Raw genomic sequence first — 16387 nt, 5'->3', positions numbered from 1 at the left:
GGTAAAATCACGCGATTCAAGAGGTTATCAGACTATGTCATTCTTTCGCCGCCCCGATTACCGTTCCGACGCCACGAACTTCATCAACGAGCTGAAGAAGCAAAAGCCCGAGCTGCCCAGCCAGCAGCTGGCCGGCCGCTCGCTGCTGTGGGACAAGGACGTGAACCACGAAGTCTGGGAAGACCTGCGCGCCGGCCGCGTGGACCAGAAGCCCTACGTCTACCAGACGAACTCCTGATTTCGGCTGCAATGACACATCAGCCTGTTTCGCTGTGGCACCGTGCGCATGCAGCTGATGCCTGCGCAGCAAGGCATGGCCGAGGCTGAGTCCGCACTGGCGCCTGCGGGCGCCGGCGCCGCATCCCCCGCTCCTAGCGACGATTCACCGGTCGTGATCGACCAGGTGGCTTTGGCGCGCCTGTACGGCGAGCCGCTGTTCGCCCTGCCGCAGGACCTGTACATCCCGCCCGATGCGCTGGAGGTCTTCCTCGAAGCCTTCGAAGGGCCGCTGGACCTGTTGCTGTACCTGATCCGCAAGCAGAACTTCAACATCCTCGACATTCCCATGCTGGACGTGACGCGCCAGTACATGCGCTATGTCGACGAAATCCGCAGCCGCAACCTCGAGCTGGCGGCCGAGTACCTGCTGATGGCGGCCATGCTCATCGAGATCAAGTCGCGCATGCTGCTGCCGCCCAAGAAGCAGGACGATGGCGAGGAAGCCGAGGACCCGCGCGCCGAACTGGTGCGCCGCCTGCTGGAGTACGAGCAGATCAAGCTGGCCGCCCAACAGCTGGGCCAGGTGCCGCACTACGGGCGCGACTTCCTCCGGGCCCAGGTCCATATCGAGCAGAGCCTGCAGCCGCGTTTCCCCGATGTGGACGTGGCCGAGCTGCAATCGGCCTGGCGCGACATTCTCAAGCGTGCCAAGCTTGTGCAAAGCCACAAGATCACGCGCGAGGAACTCTCGGTGCGCGAGTACATGAGCCAGGTGCTCAAGGCCCTGCAGGGCCGGCGCTTTGTCGAGTTCGAGACCCTGTTCCAGCCAGAGAAGGGATCGACCGTGCTGGTCGTGACCTTCATCGCCCTGCTGGAGCTGGCCAAGGAAACGCTGATCGAGATCACCCAGGCCGAAGCCTTTGCGCCCATCTACGTGCGCCTGGCCTATACGCCCGTCTAGCGGGCACGGATACAGGCACGCGCACACCGACAGGCCGGCACCACCGGCCTCCATGCACCATGACTTACAGCGTCAAAGAAATCTTCTACACCCTGCAGGGCGAGGGCGGCCAGGCCGGCACGCCGGCCGTGTTCTGCCGCTTTGCAGGCTGCAACCTCTGGACCGGCCGCGAGCAGGACCGCGCCAGCGCCATCTGCCAGTTCTGCGACACCGACTTCGTGGGCACCGACGGCACGCTGGGCGGCAAGTTCGCCACGGCCGACGCCCTGGCAGAACGCATCCTGTCTCAGTGGCCGACCGGCGACAGCCGGCACCGCATGGTGGTGCTGACCGGGGGGGAGCCCCTGCTGCAGGTGGACGAGCCCCTGATCGCGGCCCTGCATGCGCGCGGCTTTCGCATTTCCGTGGAAAGCAATGGCACCGTGGCCGCACCCGAGGGCATCGACTGGCTGTGCATCAGCCCCAAGGCGGGCGCCGACTGGGTGCAGCGCAGCGGCCAGGAGCTCAAGCTGGTCTGGCCGCAGCCCGGCTTCGATCTGCAGGCCATCGAGGCCGGCACCCGTTTCGACCACTATTTCCTGCAGCCCATGGACAACGTCCTGCAGGCCGACAACACGGCCGCCTGCATAGCGCAATGCCTGCAGCACCCGGCCTGGCGCCTGAGCCTGCAGACCCACAAGCTCACCGGCATCCGCTGATTTTTGCCATGCAGTTCACCGTTCACCAGCGCTTTTTCTTCGACGCCGCCCACACGCTGGAGCGTGCCATCGAGACCGAGAGCAGCCGCCGCATCCACGGCCACACCTACTATGCCGAGGTCAGCGTCACCGGCCCGCGCAACCCGGACAACGGCATGGTGATCGACCTGGGCTACCTGCGCTCGCGCCTGAAGACCCTGGGCGACGCGCTGGACCACCGCTTCCTCGACGAAATCCCCGGCCTGGGCAAGCCCACGCTGGAAAACCTGTGCCTGTTCATTGCCGATTCCCTGGCCGACCTGCAGCCCGCTCCCAGCCGCATCCGCGTATGGCGCGACAGCATCGGCGATGGCTGCGTGCTGGATCTGGGCTGACCTCAAGCCAGGCCTGCCAGAGAGCCGCCCCCGAAGAGCAACTCCACGGCCATCATGGGTTTGGCGGTTCGCAGATAGACTTGGTGGCTTTTTTTTGCCAGTCCCCGCCACCGTCAAGATCGCGCCCAAGCGCCCCCTCGAGAGACAAAACATGTTCCGCACCCTGCTCAAATCCAAGATCCACCGCGTCAAGACCACGCAATGCGAGCTGCACTATGAAGGCTCCTGCGCGATCGACGAGGACTTGCTGGACGCCGCCAACATCGTCGAGAACGAGCAGGTGCACATCTGGAACATCGACAACGGCGAGCGCTTCGTCACCTATGCCATCAAGGGCCAGCGCGGCAGCGGCATGATCTCGGTCAACGGCTCGGCCGCGCGCCGTGCTGCCGTGGGTGATCTGCTGATCATTGCGTCCTTTGCCCAGGTGCATGAGACCGACGTGGCCGAGCACCGGCCCCAGCTGGTCTTCGTGGACGATGCCAACCGCCAGGTCGAGCTGCGCCACCACGTGCCCACGCAGCAGCTGTGAGCTGCGCTGCGGTGTGACAATCGCGCGATGACTCAATCGCTTGCCGCCCGCAGCCTTGCGGCTGTGTGGCACCCCTGCACCCAGATGAAGCGGCACGAGGCCGCGCCCCCCATCGCCATCGCGCGTGCCCAGGGCCCCTGGCTCCACGACACCGAAGGACGCCGCTACCTGGATGGCGTCAGCTCCTGGTGGGTCAACCTCTTCGGCCACAGCCATCCGCACATCCAGGCCGCGCTCACCGACCAGCTCGCCCGGCTGGACCATGTGATGCTGGCCGGCTTCACGCACGCGCCCGTGGTGGAGCTGTCCGAACGACTGGCCACGCTCACCGGCCTGGGCCATGCCTTCTACGGCAGCGACGGCGCATCGGCCACCGAGATCGCCCTCAAGATGAGCGCGCACTACTGGCGCAACCTGGGCCGCCCCGCCAAGAGCCGTTTTGCCGGCCTGGCCGGCGGCTACCACGGCGAAACCGTGGGCGCGCTGGCCGTGACCGATATTCCCATCTTCCGCGAAGCCTATGCCCCCCTGGTGCGCCTGGCCGACACCGTGCCCAGCCCCGATGCACGCGGCGCGCAAGGCGGCGAAAGCCCGGTCGATGTGGCACGGCGCGCCGCCGAAGGCCTGCGCCAGTGGCTGGAGCAGCACCACGAGACCACGGCCGCCCTCATCGTCGAGCCGCTGGTGCAGTGCGCGGCCGGCATGGCCATGCACGACCCCGAATACCTGCGCCTGGCGCGCGCCCTGTGCGACCGCTACGAGGTGCACCTGGTGGTGGACGAGATCGCCGTGGGCTTCGGCCGCACGGGCAGCATGTTCGCCCACCAGCAGGCCGGCATCCGGCCGGATTTCATCTGCCTGTCCAAGGGCCTGACGGGCGGCACGCTGGCCCTGTCGGCCGTGCTGACCACCGAGGCCGTCTACGCCGCCTTCTACGACGATTCCGTGGCGCGCGGCTTCCTGCACTCGCACTCGTACACCGGCAACCCGCTGGCCTGCCGCGCGGCCCTGGCCACGCTGGAGCTGTTCGAGCAGACCGATGCCATCAACGCCAACCTCGCGCTGGCGCAAACGCTGGACGGCGCCTTCGCCCCTTTGAACCAGCACGCCCGCGTGCGCCACGCACGGCGCCAGGGAATGATCTGGGCCTGGGATGTGCAGACCTCCCTGCCCGACTTCTCGCGTCGCTACAGCGCAGCCGCGCTGGAGCGCGGGCTGCTGCTGCGCCCTATCAGCAACACCCTCTACGCCATGCCTCCCTATTTGCTGGACGAAGAAGCCGTGCAGCACCTGGCCGCCAGCGCGCTGACGGCCCTTGAAGACACCCTGGCCCAGGAGAACCATTCGTGAACGCCCACCGCACCATTGGCTGCTTTGTCACCGGCACCGACACGGGCGTGGGCAAGACCCTGGCCTCCTGCGGGCTGCTGCATGCGCTGGCCCGCCACCATGCCCGCGTGGTGGGCATGAAGGCCGTGGCCGCAGGCGCCGAGCCCGACGGCCACGGCGGCTGGGCCAACGAGGACACGCTGGCGCTGCGCGCCGCCTCCACCCTGGCCGTGCCGCCCGAACTCGACAACCCCGTGCTGCTGCCCGATCCCATGTCGCCGCACATCGCCGCGCAGCGCGCGGGCCGCTCCATAGAGATCGCACACATCGTGGACAGCTACCGGCGCCTGGCCGAACAGGCCGACGCCGTGGTGGTGGAAGGCGCGGGCGGCTTTCTCGTGCCGCTGTCCGACCAGCTCTCGGGCGCCGACCTGGCCTGCGCGCTGGACCTGCCCGTGGTCATGGTCGTGGGCCTGCGGCTGGGCTGCCTGAACCACGCCGCCCTCACGGCCGAGGCCATCCGCGCACGCGGCCTGCGCCTGGCCGGCTGGATTGCCAGCCGCGTGGACCCCGCCATGCTGGTGCCCGAGGAAAACATGGCCTGGCTGCGCCAGCACCTGGACCGGCAACTGCAGGCGCCGCTGCTGGCCGACATCCCCTTCCAGCAGCACCCCGACCCGCGCGCCACCACCTACACCCTGCCGGAGCAATGGCAATGAGCGGCTCCTGGCTGGACGACATCCCCGCGCGCATCGCCGAGCTCGACGCAGCCCACCTGCGCCGCCGCCGCCGCGCCACGGCGCCGCTGCAGGGCGCCGCCAGCGGCGCCCACATGGAGGTGGACGGCCACCCCATGCTGGCCTTTTGCAGCAACGACTACCTGGGCCTGGCCGGCCACCCCACCCTGGTGCGCGCCGCCTGCGCGGGCGCCCAGGCCTTTGGCGTGGGCTCGGGCGGCTCGCCCCTGGTCAGCGGCCACAGCACGGCCAACGCCGCGCTGGAGGAACAGCTGGCGCACTTCGTGCAACTGCCGCGTGCGCTCTACTTCTATGCGGGCTACGCCACCAATGCCGGCATCGTGCCGGCCCTGGTGGGCGCGGGCGATGCCCTGTTCTCCGATGCGCTCAACCACGCCTGCCTGATCGACGGCGCACGCCTGTCGCGCGCCCAGGTCCACCGCTATGCCCATGCCGACCTGGGCGACCTGGCCGCGCAACTGGCCGCCAGCACGGCCCGGCGCAAGCTGGTCATCAGCGATGCCGTGTTCAGCATGGACGGCAATGTGGCCGACATCCGCGGCCTGCTGGCGCTGTGCGAGCAGTACGACGCGCTGCTGCTGCTTGACGACGCGCATGGCTTCGGCGTGCTCGGCCCACAAGGCCGGGGCAGCCTGGCCGAGGCGGGACTGACGGGCGCAAATGCCTCGCCGCGCGTGCTCTACATGGCCACCCTGGGCAAGGCCGCTGGCGTGGCCGGCGCCTTTGTCGCGGGCAGCGACATGCTGGTCGAGTGGCTGCTGCAAAAGACGCGCAGCTACATCTTCGCCACGGCCGCGCCGCCCATGCTGGCCAGCGCGCTGCAGGCCAGCGTGGCCCTGATCGAGGCCGAGGACGAGCGCCGCGAGGCCCTGGCCGAACGCATTGCCGAGCTGCGCGCCGGCCTCACGCCGCTGCTGGCGCGCACGGGCTGGCAGTTGCTGCCTTCGCGCACCGCCGTGCAGGCCCTGGTCATAGGCTCCAACGCCACGGCCCTGGCGGTGATGGAAGGCCTGCGCGAGCGCGGCCTGTGGGTGCCCGCCATCCGCCCGCCCACCGTGCCCGAAGGCACGGCGCGGCTGCGCATCGCGCTGTCGGCCTCCCACACGCGCATCGACGTGCAGCTGCTGCTGACGGCGCTGGACGAGGTCTCGCGCCTGGCCCCACCCCTGCCCTGAATCCCTCTTCACCACCGGAACGGAGACATCCATGCCCCATCTCTACGTCGAATACACCGACAACCTCGCCGGCCTGCCCGGCCAGCAACTGCTGACCGAACTCAACGCCTTCGTCTGCGGCCACCCCAGCATCCTGGACGAGGCCGACGTCAAGGCCCGCCTGCTGCCGGTCAGCCAGTTCGAGATCGGCTCGGCACCGGCCAATCGCGGCTTCGTCCACGTGCAGCTGCGCCTGCTGGCGGGCCGTACCGACACGGCCAAGAAGGAACTGTCCGAAGGCATTGCCGCGGTGCTGCGCCGCCTCACGCCCCAGCCGGCCGGCATGATGGTCCAGCTCAGCGTGGAAATCGCCGACATGGACAAGCCCAGCTACTACAAGGGTCGCCTGTAAGGCAGGCGCCAGGCCTTGTCCGCCGTGAGCACCCGCGCACGCTGCGCACAATGCCTGCGCCCTGAGCGCACCTGCCTGTGCCCCCTGGTGCAGCCGGTGCCGCATGCGGTGCAGTTGCTGGTGCTCCAGCATCCCGAGGAAGAACTGCAGGCCAAGGGCACGGGCCGGCTGCTGCACCTGTGCCTGCCCGCCAGCCGCCTGGCGGTGGGCGAGGCCTTCGAGCCAGCGCAGTTGCAGGCACTGCTGCACGCGCCCTGGCAGGCCGGCGACGCCCCGCGGCAGGCCGTACTGCTCTATCCGGAAACACCGCACGGCGACCAGCTGGGCCTGGCCAGGCAAGCGCCCTGGCCGCAGCCCGCGCCATGCCCCGAGGCCCTGCGCCTGGTGGTGCTGGACGCCACCTGGCGCAAGAGCCGCAAGATGCTCTACCTCAACCCCGGCCTGCAGGGCCTGCCGCGCCTGGCACTGCAGGGCGACCTTCCCGCGTCGCGCTACGGCGCGCTGCGCAAGGCCCATGCGCCGGGCCAGCTGTCCACGCTGGAGGCAGCATCCTGCGCGCTGCAACGGCTGGCGCCTGCCGGCCCGTCGCTGCAGCCGCTGCGCGATGCGTTCGAGGGGCTGCTGTCCCTGCATGCCCGGCACAGGCCCGAATGAAAAAACGCCTCGGGGAACGAGGCGTTTTTCATGGCGGCCGGCCCTGCTTCAGTTTTCCGGCGTGATCTTGGCGAACTTGACCAGTTCGGCGTACTTGCCCATGTCGGTACGGATGATCTGGGCCAGGTTTTCGTCGCCCGTGGGGGCAATGATGCCCGCGCCTTCCAGGCGCGCGCGCATCGCCGGATCGGCCAGGCCCGCCTTCAAGGCCTTCTGCAGGCTGGCCACCACATCGGCAGGCAGGTCCTTGGGACCCGCCAGCCCGAACCAGCCGCTCAGCGCGTAGCCCTTGAGCGCTGCGTTCTCGCCCAGTGCGGGCACGTCCTTCATCATGGCGATGCGGTGGGCCGTGGTCACGCCCAGGGCCTTGATCTTGCCGCTCTGGATGAACGGAGCCGCCACCGAGGGAGAGACGATGGCGAAGTCCAGGTTGCCGCCCGCCAGGTCGCTGGTCATCGCGGCCGAGCCCTTGTAGGGCACATGGACGATGTCCACCCCGGCCATCTTCTTGATCAGCTCGCCCGAGAAATGCGGCGTGGACCCGATGCCCGGGCTGCCGTAGCTGTACTTGCCGGGATGGGCCTTGGCCAGGGCGATGAACTCGTCGAGGGTCTTGGCCGGCATCTTGGTGCCGGCCACCCACAGGTTGGGCAGCACGCCGGTCAGCGCGATGCCGGTCAGGTCCGTGGCCGGATCGTACTTCTGCGCGGCGTTGACGAACTTCGTGCCCGCCAATTCGTTGCTGGAGCCTGCGAGCAGGGTATAGCCGTCGGCCTTGGCACCGACCACGCGCTGCGCGCCCACCACGCCGGCGGCACCGGGCACGTTGTCGACCACGACGGTCGCATTGAGGTGCTTGGCCAGGATGTCACCCACCACGCGCCCCACCAGGTCGACCGAGCCGCCTGCCGCGTAGCCGACGACGACGCGAATGGGCTTGTTGGGATAGGTGGTCTGGGCGCACAGCGGGCCCGCCGCCAGGACAGCCGCGGCGCTGATCAGCGCGCGGCGGGAAATATGGAATTCATGCATGGATCGATCTCAGGGGAGGCAGGCATCAGCCAACAATCAAAATGATATTGCTCAACAATATTCACCGATTGTCTGACATTGCCTTGTGGAATCCATCCCTGAAAACCATGAGTTCCGCCCGTGGCCCTGGCCTGCAATTCAGCGCAGGACCGCCGGCAGCCAGCCGCGCAGGCTGTTGACGAAGGCCCAGGCCTGCACGCGCGGCAGGTCGTCCAGCCGTACCGGGTGCTCCACCACGCGGCCCTCGTCCAGCGCCACCGCGCGGCCCACGCCGGGCAGCAGGCCGCTGGACAGCGGCGGGGTCACCCACCGGCCCGCCAGCAGCACGGCGATGTTGCCGCGCGTACCCTCGGTGATCTCGCCGTCCTCGTTGTGGAGCACGGTGTCGAACACCGAGGCATCGGTGGGCTGCAGGCTGTCGTAGTGCGCGCGGCGCGAGGTCTTGAAACGCACCCAGTCGCCACGCGCCACCGCATTGGCGATGGGCCGGTCTGCCAGCGCCAGCCGAACAGGCGTGGCGGAAGGCGGCAGCGGCGCCGCCTGGGTCTGTATCCGCCCCGTGGCATCCAGCGCCAGGCGCACGCGCCAGTGGCCGCTGGCGTGCGCCTGGCGCAGTTGCTGCAATGTCTGCTCCAGCACGGCATCCGTGCAGGGCCGGCCGAAATGCCGCGCCGCGTCCTGCATGCGCGTCACATGGCGCTGCAGGTGGATGAAACCGCCATCCCGCAGGGCCAGGGTTTCCAGAATGTCGAAATCCAAGTCCGTATCCGCCATGGCTGCACGCCCTTTCACACCTTGTCCAGAAAAGCTCTCTTGTGGCGCCATTCCTGCCATTCGGCAGGCGCCTCGGCGCCCGAGGTGATGCCGCTGCCGATGCCGCAGCGCAGTTCCGTGCCACGCGCCACCACCGTGCGTATGGGCACATTGAAGGTGGCGTGCACGCGCCCCGCGGTGGTGCCGGGCCGCACCACGCCCACGGCCCCGCAGTAGACGCCGCGCGGACCCGATTCCAGCTCGTGGATGAGCCGCATGGCCTGGCGCTTGGGCGCGCCCGTGATGGAGCCGCAGGGAAACAGCGCCGCAAACACGTCCGCCAGGCCGGTGCCGGGCCGCGTGCGCGCCTGCACGTCGGACGTCATCTGCCACACGGTGGGCAGGGGTTCGGCATGGAACAGGCGCGGCACCTGGACGCTGAAAGGCTCGGCAATGCGCGAGACATCGTTGCGCAGCAGGTCCACGATCATCACGTTCTCGGCCCGCTCCTTGGGCGAGGACCGCATGGCCTGGACATTCGCCTCGTCCTGTGCAGGCGTGGCGCCACGCGGCGCCGTGCCCTTCATGGGGCGCGTGAGGATGCGCTCGCCATCCCAGTCGAAGAACAGCTCGGGCGAGACGGACAGCACCTGCTCGTCGCCGCTGTCCATGCAGGCCACGTAGCCGCCGGGCTGGGCACGTCGCAGCGCGGCGAACAGCGATGGGATGTCGCCCAGCAGCCGGCCCATGAACTGGGCCGTGTAATTGATCTGATAGCAGTCACCGGCCGCAATCGCCTCGTGGATGCGCGCAATGGCGGCATCGAAATCGGCACGCTCCAGGCCGGGCTGCCATTGCACCTGAGATTGCACCTGAGGGCCGGTCTCGACCGCGTCCGCGTCTTCAGGCCAGGGCCGGGGGCCGTCGAAGACGGCAAACCAGGCCAGCGGCTCGCCTGGCGGCGTGGCATGCAGGGCGCCGGCGTAGGCCGCGTCAAACGCCGCCGCCGCCTCGTAGCGCACCCAGCCCAGGCACCACAGGCCGGCCTGGGCAGCCTGCTGCACGGCGTCAAGCACACCGCGCACCTGCTCGGGCGCATGGGCTGCCAGGCTGCGCAGCGGCGGCCCGAAGCCATGGCGCAGCCGGGCGGCCGAGCCGTCATGGGGGTTGGGAAAATCGATCAGAAACTTCACAAAACGGCCGTCAACGCATGCTGTACTTGCATCAGCAGCTTCGCTATCGATAGCAGCCACTGACACGGGGCCGCCCAGTGTAGAGCGAGGGAAACAAAAAAGCGCCCCGAAGGGCGCCAAACCAAGCGTCCCGAAAGGACGCTTTCCACCAACAGGCCCGGCACCATGCCGGACCCATATCCATTCACATCACTTCTGGGTGACGGTGTGCTGGCCTTCCAGGCGGGCCACGGCCTCGCGGTAGGCGGGGCCGCTGCGCAGTTGCTGGTAGCGGGCCAGGCCGCGCTGGTATTCGGCCGAGTTGTAGCCGATTTCGCGGTCAGCCGAGGGCGAGGGCAGGTAGGTCATGCCTGCCTGGTGCCACATCTCGAGGTCGGCCAGCACTTCGGCGCGGCTCAGGCCTGCGGTGGCGGAGGACGAGGGGGAAACGGCTTCTTGGGCCATTGCAGTGCCGGCGAGGCCCAGGGTCAGGGCGGCCAGTGCAGCGGAGAGGGTACGCATGTCAGATCCTTTCAAAAGGCCGCTCGGCATTCATTTCCTCACGGCATGGACGTACTATGCGGCGCTGCAGCATTCTTCGTCTGTGCGTTTTCTCACGTGTTTTGGCATCCAGCCCGGGCGGCCCGCTGCCTTTTCACCCGTGCTCCCCTCGACAGAAGGCCGATTCACGCGTTCTAGAAACAGTGTTTTTCGCGGCTTGAAACAGCCGCGACAGACAAGGCTCAGCGCGCTTCCTCGAGCAGCACGCGCAGGCCTTCGACATGGCAGATGCGCAGGTTGCGGCCTTCGCGCCGCAGCAGGCCCAGGCGCACCAGGCGCGACATCTCGCGCGCCACTTCCTCGCGGCTGGAGCCCAGCATCAGCGCCAGGTCGGTCTGCCGGGGTGCGGGCGCCAGCAGGGCCTGCCCCTGGTCGATGCCCGCGCGCTCGGCACGTTCCAGCAACTGGGTATGCAGGCGGCTGCGCACCGACAGCGTTCCCAGATCCACCATGCGGCGCGCCAGCGCCACGGCCAGATCGCTGAGCCGGCCGATGAAGGCGCGCAGGACCTGGGGCTCGTTCATGAGCAAGGCTTCCACATCCTCATGGGCCAGCGAGGCAATCAGGCTGGGGACGCCTGCCTCGACCACCAGGGGCATGGCCGTGCAGCCCGCCTGCTGCTGCGGCAGACCGCCGAAGAACACGCCCTGGGCAATCTCGCCCAGCGTGAGCCCGCGCCCGTTGGGGGCATAGCTGCTGACGCGCAAGCCGCCCTGCACGAGCATGTAGAGACGCTGATCGGTGTACGCGCCCTCCAGCGTCTGGTGCAGCGCCAGATGCTGCCAGCGGCACTGCGCGGCCAGTTCGGCCAGGCGCTCGTCGGACAGGCTTTGCAGCACATGGACCTGGCGCAGGCCCTGCCAGGCCACGGCGGGAAGAAGCGGAGATGTCTGTAAGGAACCGGACATGGTGCAACACCGTTGAAGCGCATCCGCAGGGCCTGTGCGGGCCCTGTCGTCCGTCGCGGGAAGTACAGCATAGCGGGATCGCATAGACTCGTCGCGCGCCGGGAATCGCACTGTCCGGCTCCCCGGATGGCCGCACCGCGCAGCACAGAAAAAAGGGAGGGCTTCATGGAAGCGAGCATCGAATCGGCACGACCACCCGCGCGCCCGCAGGCCACCGTGGCGGCCTGGGCGCAATCCGTGGAACAGGCGATCGCCAGCCAGCAATGGCATGGGGCCTGGCGTGCACTCATAGACGCCGCCCTGCCGGCCGAAACCGCCGTGCAGCAGAGCCTGCTGACTGCGCTGGACGCCTGGGATGGCCTCGCTGCTGATTCCGGCGCAGAGCCCCGCCGCGCGCTGGTGCAGCAGGTTTTCGACGCCCTGCATGCCGCCCATGCCCCGGGCCAGGCGCTGCAGGCCGATTCCGCACCTCCCAGCGCGCACCGTGCATACCGTGCGCACCGCATACTGGGACGGCAACTGGTCAAGCGCTACCGGCGCGGCGGCTTTGCGCTGGGGCCGGTGGATGTGGCCGTGGAGCCCGGCACCATCCTCGGACTGGTGGGCGAGAACGGCAACGGCAAGACCACGTTGCTGCGCCTGCTGGCCGCCGATCTGGCGCCCGACGCGGGGCAGCTGGACTGGGGCGTTCCCGCCGCCGATGCCTACCTGCTGCGCACACAGCTCGCCTATATCCGCCAGCGCCCGGCCGTCTGGAGCGGGCGCCTGATGGACCATCTGCAATTCGCCGCGCGCAGCCATGGCGCCGTGGGCCCACGCAACATCTGCCTGGTACAGCTGGTCATCGCGCAGCTGGGGCTGCGCGCCTTCCGGGGCCACCAGTGGAAACAGCTGTCCTCGGGCTACAAGATGCGCTTCGAGCTGGCGCGCGCCCTGCTGTGCCGGCCGCGCGTGCTGCTGCTGGACGAGCCGCTGGCCAACCTGGACATCAACGCCCAGCAGACCCTGTTGACCGATCTGCAGTCGCTGGCGCGCTCGCCCTGGCAACCCATGGCCCTGGTGCTGAGTTCACAGCAGCTGTACGAGGTGGAAAAGGTGGCCGACCAGGTGCTGTTCCTGGAGCAAGGCCAGCCGCGCAGCGTTCAGCAGAGCTTTGCCGCCATGCAAGGCTGCGCCATCGAGTTCGAGACCGGCTGGGCCATGGCGCAACTGAAACCCTGGCTGGACCAGCTGCCATCCCATACGCACCAGCTCAGCGGCCAGACCCACATCGTGAGTTTTCACGTGCCCTTCACGGCAGCGCAGTTCCTGGCGCAGGCCGTGCAGGCACAGATGCCCGTGCGCTATTTCCGCGACATCACCGCATCCACCCGCCGCCTGTTCGTGAGGGACTGAGCCATGCCACGTTTTTCCGATATGACGAACCGCTGGGACCAATGGGTGCTGATGCGCTGCCCCCTGCTGTGGCAGTTGCGGCTGCACTGGTATCTGCCGCTGGCGCTGCTGTGGTGCGTGCTGGTGCTGGGCATCTGGATGCAATGGATGGCCGAACCCGCGCGCTGGATGGGCTCCCTGCCTGGCGTTGCGTCCACGGCACAGCAAACGCCCGAGCAATTGGCACTGGACATCGGCTCCGTCGTGGCCTGGATCGTGGCGATCGGCCTGGCGCTGTGGTGGTTGCTGCGCGTGCGCATCCACAACCGCTGGCGCGAACACGCCCCCGTGGGCCGCTGGGGCCTGTGGTGGGAGTACCTGTGGGGAGCCTTGTTCCTATCGCTATTGTTCGCGCCTGCGATCGCCTTTTCGCCCATCTATGAAATGCGGATTCAGCGCCAATGGTCGGACACGGATGTCAATGCACAGATCCAGACTGTCGAGCAAGTCGCCGCCCTGGAGGCGCTTGCCGCGCCACGCCAGGCGGCCATGCTCGTGGAATGGATACGTGTGCTGCGCGAGGAAGAGGTCGATCCGGCGAAGTACCCGGGCATCCAGGCCCTGGTCTGGTTGATGCGCGGAGACCAGGCCGCGATTGCCCAGACACTCGAGCGCTACGGCCAGCCATTGCAGGCCAGAGGCTATGTGCGCCAGTCTGCCAGCTCCGCGCAGGACCAGGCTGAGCACCTGCTGGCCAGCTACCGCAGCGCGCTGCAATCCCCCCTGGCCCAGGAATGGCGCGCCTACCTGGCAGCGAACCCGCAACCAGAGACTGGCGAGAAGGTATCCAGAGCGCAGAACTCCAACTGCAAACCAGCCCTGGGTCGCAGCAGGCCTTTGGATCTGGAGCCGGATCCGCGCAAATGCTTCGGTACCTATCTGGCCCAGAGCAACCGTGAGTGGCTCATGCTGCTGGAGAGGTTCGACAGCCGGTGGAGCCCGCCGCAGCATGTGCAATGGCAGCACCCGCGCTACGGCCTGGCCCTGCCGGCCTACCAGGAAAGCCATCTGCGGCGCGCTGACAGGTCCCGCGACGACGAATGGCCAAGGATGTCCCAGTTGCTGGCGGCAGTCAGCGCTGGCTTCTTCCTCGCCTTGGCCCTGGTGCTGGTGCGCCTGATGCCCGCCATGCAGCTGGTGGCCTGGGGCGCATGCCTGGTCCTGACCTTGCTTGGCAGCGTGCTGGCCGGGATGCTGGGAATCACCAACCTCTATGTGCGGGGGCTGTTTCCCGCCGCGCTGATATCGGTCGCCTGGATGCGCATCCGTCTGCTCAAGCGCCCCTGGGCCGGCGCGGTGCTGCTGGCCCTGGGCATGTCGCTGGCCCTGATATGGCTCGCCGCCGCCTGGTCTGAGTGGTCCAGACTGCTGTTGCCACGCCCTACCGGCAGCGCAGGCCCTTGGACGGATACCCAGCACTGGCTGGACCTGCTGATGGGAGCGCCTGCCGTGGCAGCCAGCACGGCCCTGCTCGTGGCCCTGCTGTCTCCGCTGTGGCGCCGATGGCGTGGCCTGCCCGAAAGGTGACGGAACAGCAAAGGACAGCTCAGGGACAGGTGCCCCCCGGCGCGCATCGCATAGACTCGCGGCAATTCCATCCCCCTCCGAGCGCCCCATGACCCAAGCCCCCGTCACCGCCGGCACGCCCTACGGCACCATCCCTCCCGCCTCGCCGCTGCCCCAGCGCCGCCCCGTGAGCCTTCCGCGCCTGGCGCAGATGCGCGAGGCCGGCGAGAAGATCACCATGGTCACCGCCTACGACGCCACCTTCGCGGCCGTGGCCGATGCGGCCGGCGTGGAGTGCATCCTGGTCGGCGATTCGCTGGGCATGGTCTGCCAGGGCCTGCACAGCACCGTGGGCGTGTCGCTGCAGGACATGTGCTACCACACGGCCAGCGTGGCGCGCGGCCTGCACCGCGTGCAGGGCACGGCCTGGCTGATCGCCGACATGCCCTATGGCAGCTACGCCGAAAGCCGCGAGCAGGCCATGCGCAGCGCCTGCGAGCTGATGCAGGCCGGCGCCCACATGGTCAAGCTCGAAGGCGGCGGCTGGACCGCGCCCACCGTGCAATTCCTGGTCGAGCGCGGCGTGCCCGTCTGCGCCCACCTGGGCCTGACGCCGCAGACCGTGCATGCGCTGGGCGGCTACCGCGTCCAGGGCAAGAGCGACGAGGGCGCGGCCACGCTGCGCCGCCATGCGCTGGAACTGCAGGATGCAGGCGCCTCCATGCTGGTGCTGGAGATGGTGCCGGCACAGCTGTCGCGCGAACTCACGGCCGAGCTGCCGCACTGCCACACCATCGGCATCGGCGCGGGCAGCGGCACGGCCGGACAGGTCCTGGTGCTGCACGACATGCTGGGCGTGAACCTGGGCAAGATGGCCCGCTTCGTGCACAACTTCATGGCCGATGCGGGCAGCGTCAAGGGCGCCTTCGAGGCCTATGTGCATGCCGTGAAGAACGGCAGCTTCCCCGACGACAGCAAGCACGCCTGGTAGTCCGGCAGGCTGCACGGTCCGTTTTTCCGCTTCCCGCTTCCCGTTCCCCCGCTTTCCCGCTTCCCCGCTTTCCCATGCAAATCGTCCACTCCATCGCCGACCTGCGCGCCATCCTGGCCAGCAAGGGCCGCCCTGCCTTCGTGCCCACCATGGGCAACCTGCACGATGGCCACCTGTCCCTGGTGCGCGCCGCGCGCCAGCACGGCGACATCGTCGTGGCCAGCATCTTCGTGAACCGCCTGCAGTTCCTGCCGCACGAGGATTTCGACAGCTATCCGCGCACCTGGGCGCAGGACTGCGCCAAGCTGGAGAGCGAAGGCTGCGACCTGCTGTTCGCCCCGCGCGAAGCCGATCTCTACCCCGAGCCGCAGACCTTCAAGATCCAGCCCGACGCGCAGCTGGCCGACATCCTCGAAGGCCATTTCCGCCCCGGCTTCTTCACGGGCGTGTGCACCGTGGTGATGAAGCTGTTCTCGGCCGTGTTCTTCGCCAGCGGCGGCGGCACGGCCGTGTTCGGCAAGAAGGACTACCAGCAGCTGCTGGTGATCCGCCGCATGGTCGAGCAGTTCGCCCTGCCCGTGAACATCGTGGCCGGCGACACGGCGCGCGCCGACGACGGCCTGGCGCTGAGTTCGCGCAACGGCTACCTGAGCCCCGATGAACGCCAGCAGGCCATGGCGCTGTCGCAGGCACTCAAGCAACTGGCCGACGCCACGCGCGCAGGCCAGGCTCCGCTGGCCGAACTGGAGGCATGGGCCATGCAGTCCCTGGCCGCACAGGGCTGGGAGCCCGATTACCTGACCGTGCGCCTGCGCCGTGACCTGCAGCCGCCGGCCGAGGGCGCGCAACTGGCCGGTGCACCCCTGGTGGCCCTGGGCGCCGCGCGCCTGGGCAAGACGCGCCTGATCGACAACCTGGAATTCTGATCCAGCGCAAAAC

At 68.5% G+C, this 16387-nt stretch carries 19 protein-coding genes; 14 read left to right on the top strand and 5 right to left on the bottom strand.

Annotation, left to right across the window (positions count from 1 at the left end):
• The first annotated feature begins 34 nt into the window (after positions 1-34).
• The 10 genes from AC5I49_RS05360 (at position 35) to AC5I49_RS05315 (ending at position 7091) form a co-directional block, all read left to right on the top strand.
• Positions 35-238, top strand: a complete 204-nt coding sequence (locus tag AC5I49_RS05360; RefSeq protein ID WP_016449043.1) for a DUF3460 family protein — start codon at positions 35-37, stop codon at positions 236-238.
• A gap of 75 nt (positions 239-313) precedes the next feature.
• The gene (locus AC5I49_RS05355; RefSeq protein ID WP_495788961.1) at positions 314-1180 is read left to right on the top strand and encodes a segregation and condensation protein A; all 867 of its coding nucleotides are present in this window, start codon (positions 314-316) and stop codon (positions 1178-1180) included.
• Between the two features lie 59 nt (positions 1181-1239).
• Entirely contained in the window at positions 1240-1878 is a 639-nt protein-coding gene (gene queE, locus AC5I49_RS05350; protein WP_495788954.1) for a 7-carboxy-7-deazaguanine synthase, read from the top strand.
• A gap of 8 nt (positions 1879-1886) precedes the next feature.
• Positions 1887-2252, top strand: coding sequence for a 6-pyruvoyl trahydropterin synthase family protein (locus tag AC5I49_RS05345; RefSeq protein ID WP_016449046.1), 366 nt, complete (start codon positions 1887-1889; stop codon positions 2250-2252).
• Between the two features lie 151 nt (positions 2253-2403).
• Positions 2404-2784 carry an aspartate 1-decarboxylase gene (gene panD, locus AC5I49_RS05340; protein WP_016449047.1) on the top strand — a complete coding sequence of 127 codons (381 nt, stop codon included), beginning with the start codon at positions 2404-2406 and terminating at the stop codon, positions 2782-2784.
• 27 nt (positions 2785-2811) lie between these two features.
• Complete coding sequence (gene bioA / locus AC5I49_RS05335; protein ID WP_043790593.1) at positions 2812-4134, top strand: adenosylmethionine--8-amino-7-oxononanoate transaminase; 1323 nt, start codon at positions 2812-2814, stop codon at positions 4132-4134.
• Positions 4131-4832 (top strand): dethiobiotin synthase, encoded by a 702-nt coding sequence (gene bioD, locus AC5I49_RS05330; protein ID WP_043790591.1) that lies wholly within the window; start codon positions 4131-4133, stop codon positions 4830-4832. Before bioA ends, bioD begins: the two co-directional genes overlap by 4 nt.
• Positions 4829-6046 carry an 8-amino-7-oxononanoate synthase gene (gene bioF / locus AC5I49_RS05325; RefSeq protein ID WP_043824586.1) on the top strand — a complete coding sequence of 406 codons (1218 nt, stop codon included), beginning with the start codon at positions 4829-4831 and terminating at the stop codon, positions 6044-6046. The genes bioD and bioF overlap by 4 nt, the downstream gene beginning before the upstream one ends.
• Positions 6047-6077: 31 nt before the next feature.
• A complete protein-coding gene (locus tag AC5I49_RS05320) occupies positions 6078-6437 on the top strand; it encodes a 5-carboxymethyl-2-hydroxymuconate Delta-isomerase (RefSeq protein ID WP_012203756.1) in 360 nt (119 codons plus the stop codon).
• 15 nt (positions 6438-6452) lie between these two features.
• Entirely contained in the window at positions 6453-7091 is a 639-nt protein-coding gene (locus AC5I49_RS05315; RefSeq protein ID WP_160853975.1) for a tRNA-uridine aminocarboxypropyltransferase, read from the top strand.
• Between the two features lie 48 nt (positions 7092-7139).
• Here the strand turns inward: AC5I49_RS05315 and AC5I49_RS05310 are convergent, their stop codons facing one another.
• The 5 genes from AC5I49_RS05310 to AC5I49_RS05290 form a co-directional block, all read right to left on the bottom strand.
• Positions 7140-8123 (bottom strand): Bug family tripartite tricarboxylate transporter substrate binding protein, encoded by a 984-nt coding sequence (locus AC5I49_RS05310; RefSeq protein WP_495788953.1) that lies wholly within the window; start codon positions 8121-8123, stop codon positions 7140-7142.
• Positions 8124-8261: 138 nt separating this feature from the next.
• Entirely contained in the window at positions 8262-8882 is a 621-nt protein-coding gene (locus AC5I49_RS05305) for an aminotransferase class IV (protein WP_495788952.1), read from the bottom strand.
• Positions 8883-8911: 29 nt separating this feature from the next.
• On the bottom strand, positions 8912-10069 hold the full coding sequence (gene pabB / locus AC5I49_RS05300) for an aminodeoxychorismate synthase component I (protein WP_160853971.1): 1158 nt from the start codon (positions 10067-10069) through the stop codon (positions 8912-8914).
• Between the two features lie 189 nt (positions 10070-10258).
• Entirely contained in the window at positions 10259-10570 is a 312-nt protein-coding gene (locus AC5I49_RS05295) for a DUF4148 domain-containing protein (RefSeq protein WP_016449055.1), read from the bottom strand.
• Positions 10571-10791: 221 nt separating this feature from the next.
• On the bottom strand, positions 10792-11517 hold the full coding sequence (locus tag AC5I49_RS05290) for a Crp/Fnr family transcriptional regulator (protein WP_046239504.1): 726 nt from the start codon (positions 11515-11517) through the stop codon (positions 10792-10794).
• A gap of 165 nt (positions 11518-11682) precedes the next feature.
• Here AC5I49_RS05290 and AC5I49_RS05285 point away from each other — a divergent pair, with 165 nt between their 5' ends.
• The 4 genes from AC5I49_RS05285 (at position 11683) to panC (ending at position 16374) form a co-directional block, all read left to right on the top strand.
• Positions 11683-12912 (top strand): ATP-binding cassette domain-containing protein, encoded by a 1230-nt coding sequence (locus AC5I49_RS05285; protein WP_495788951.1) that lies wholly within the window; start codon positions 11683-11685, stop codon positions 12910-12912.
• Between the two features lie 21 nt (positions 12913-12933).
• Positions 12934-14478, top strand: a complete 1545-nt coding sequence (locus AC5I49_RS05280; protein WP_495788950.1) for a hypothetical protein — start codon at positions 12934-12936, stop codon at positions 14476-14478.
• A gap of 88 nt (positions 14479-14566) precedes the next feature.
• Positions 14567-15448 (top strand): 3-methyl-2-oxobutanoate hydroxymethyltransferase, encoded by an 882-nt coding sequence (gene panB, locus AC5I49_RS05275; protein ID WP_012203749.1) that lies wholly within the window; start codon positions 14567-14569, stop codon positions 15446-15448.
• Between the two features lie 74 nt (positions 15449-15522).
• Positions 15523-16374: a pantoate--beta-alanine ligase gene (gene panC / locus AC5I49_RS05270; RefSeq protein ID WP_016449059.1), complete on the top strand. Its 852-nt coding sequence runs from the start codon at positions 15523-15525 to the stop codon at positions 16372-16374.
• The last annotated feature ends 13 nt before the right edge of the window (positions 16375-16387 follow it).

The organism is Delftia sp. (assembly GCF_059499305.1).
The sequence above is the reverse complement of the archived record's forward strand: the minus strand, read 5'-3'. Positions and strand labels throughout refer to the sequence as shown.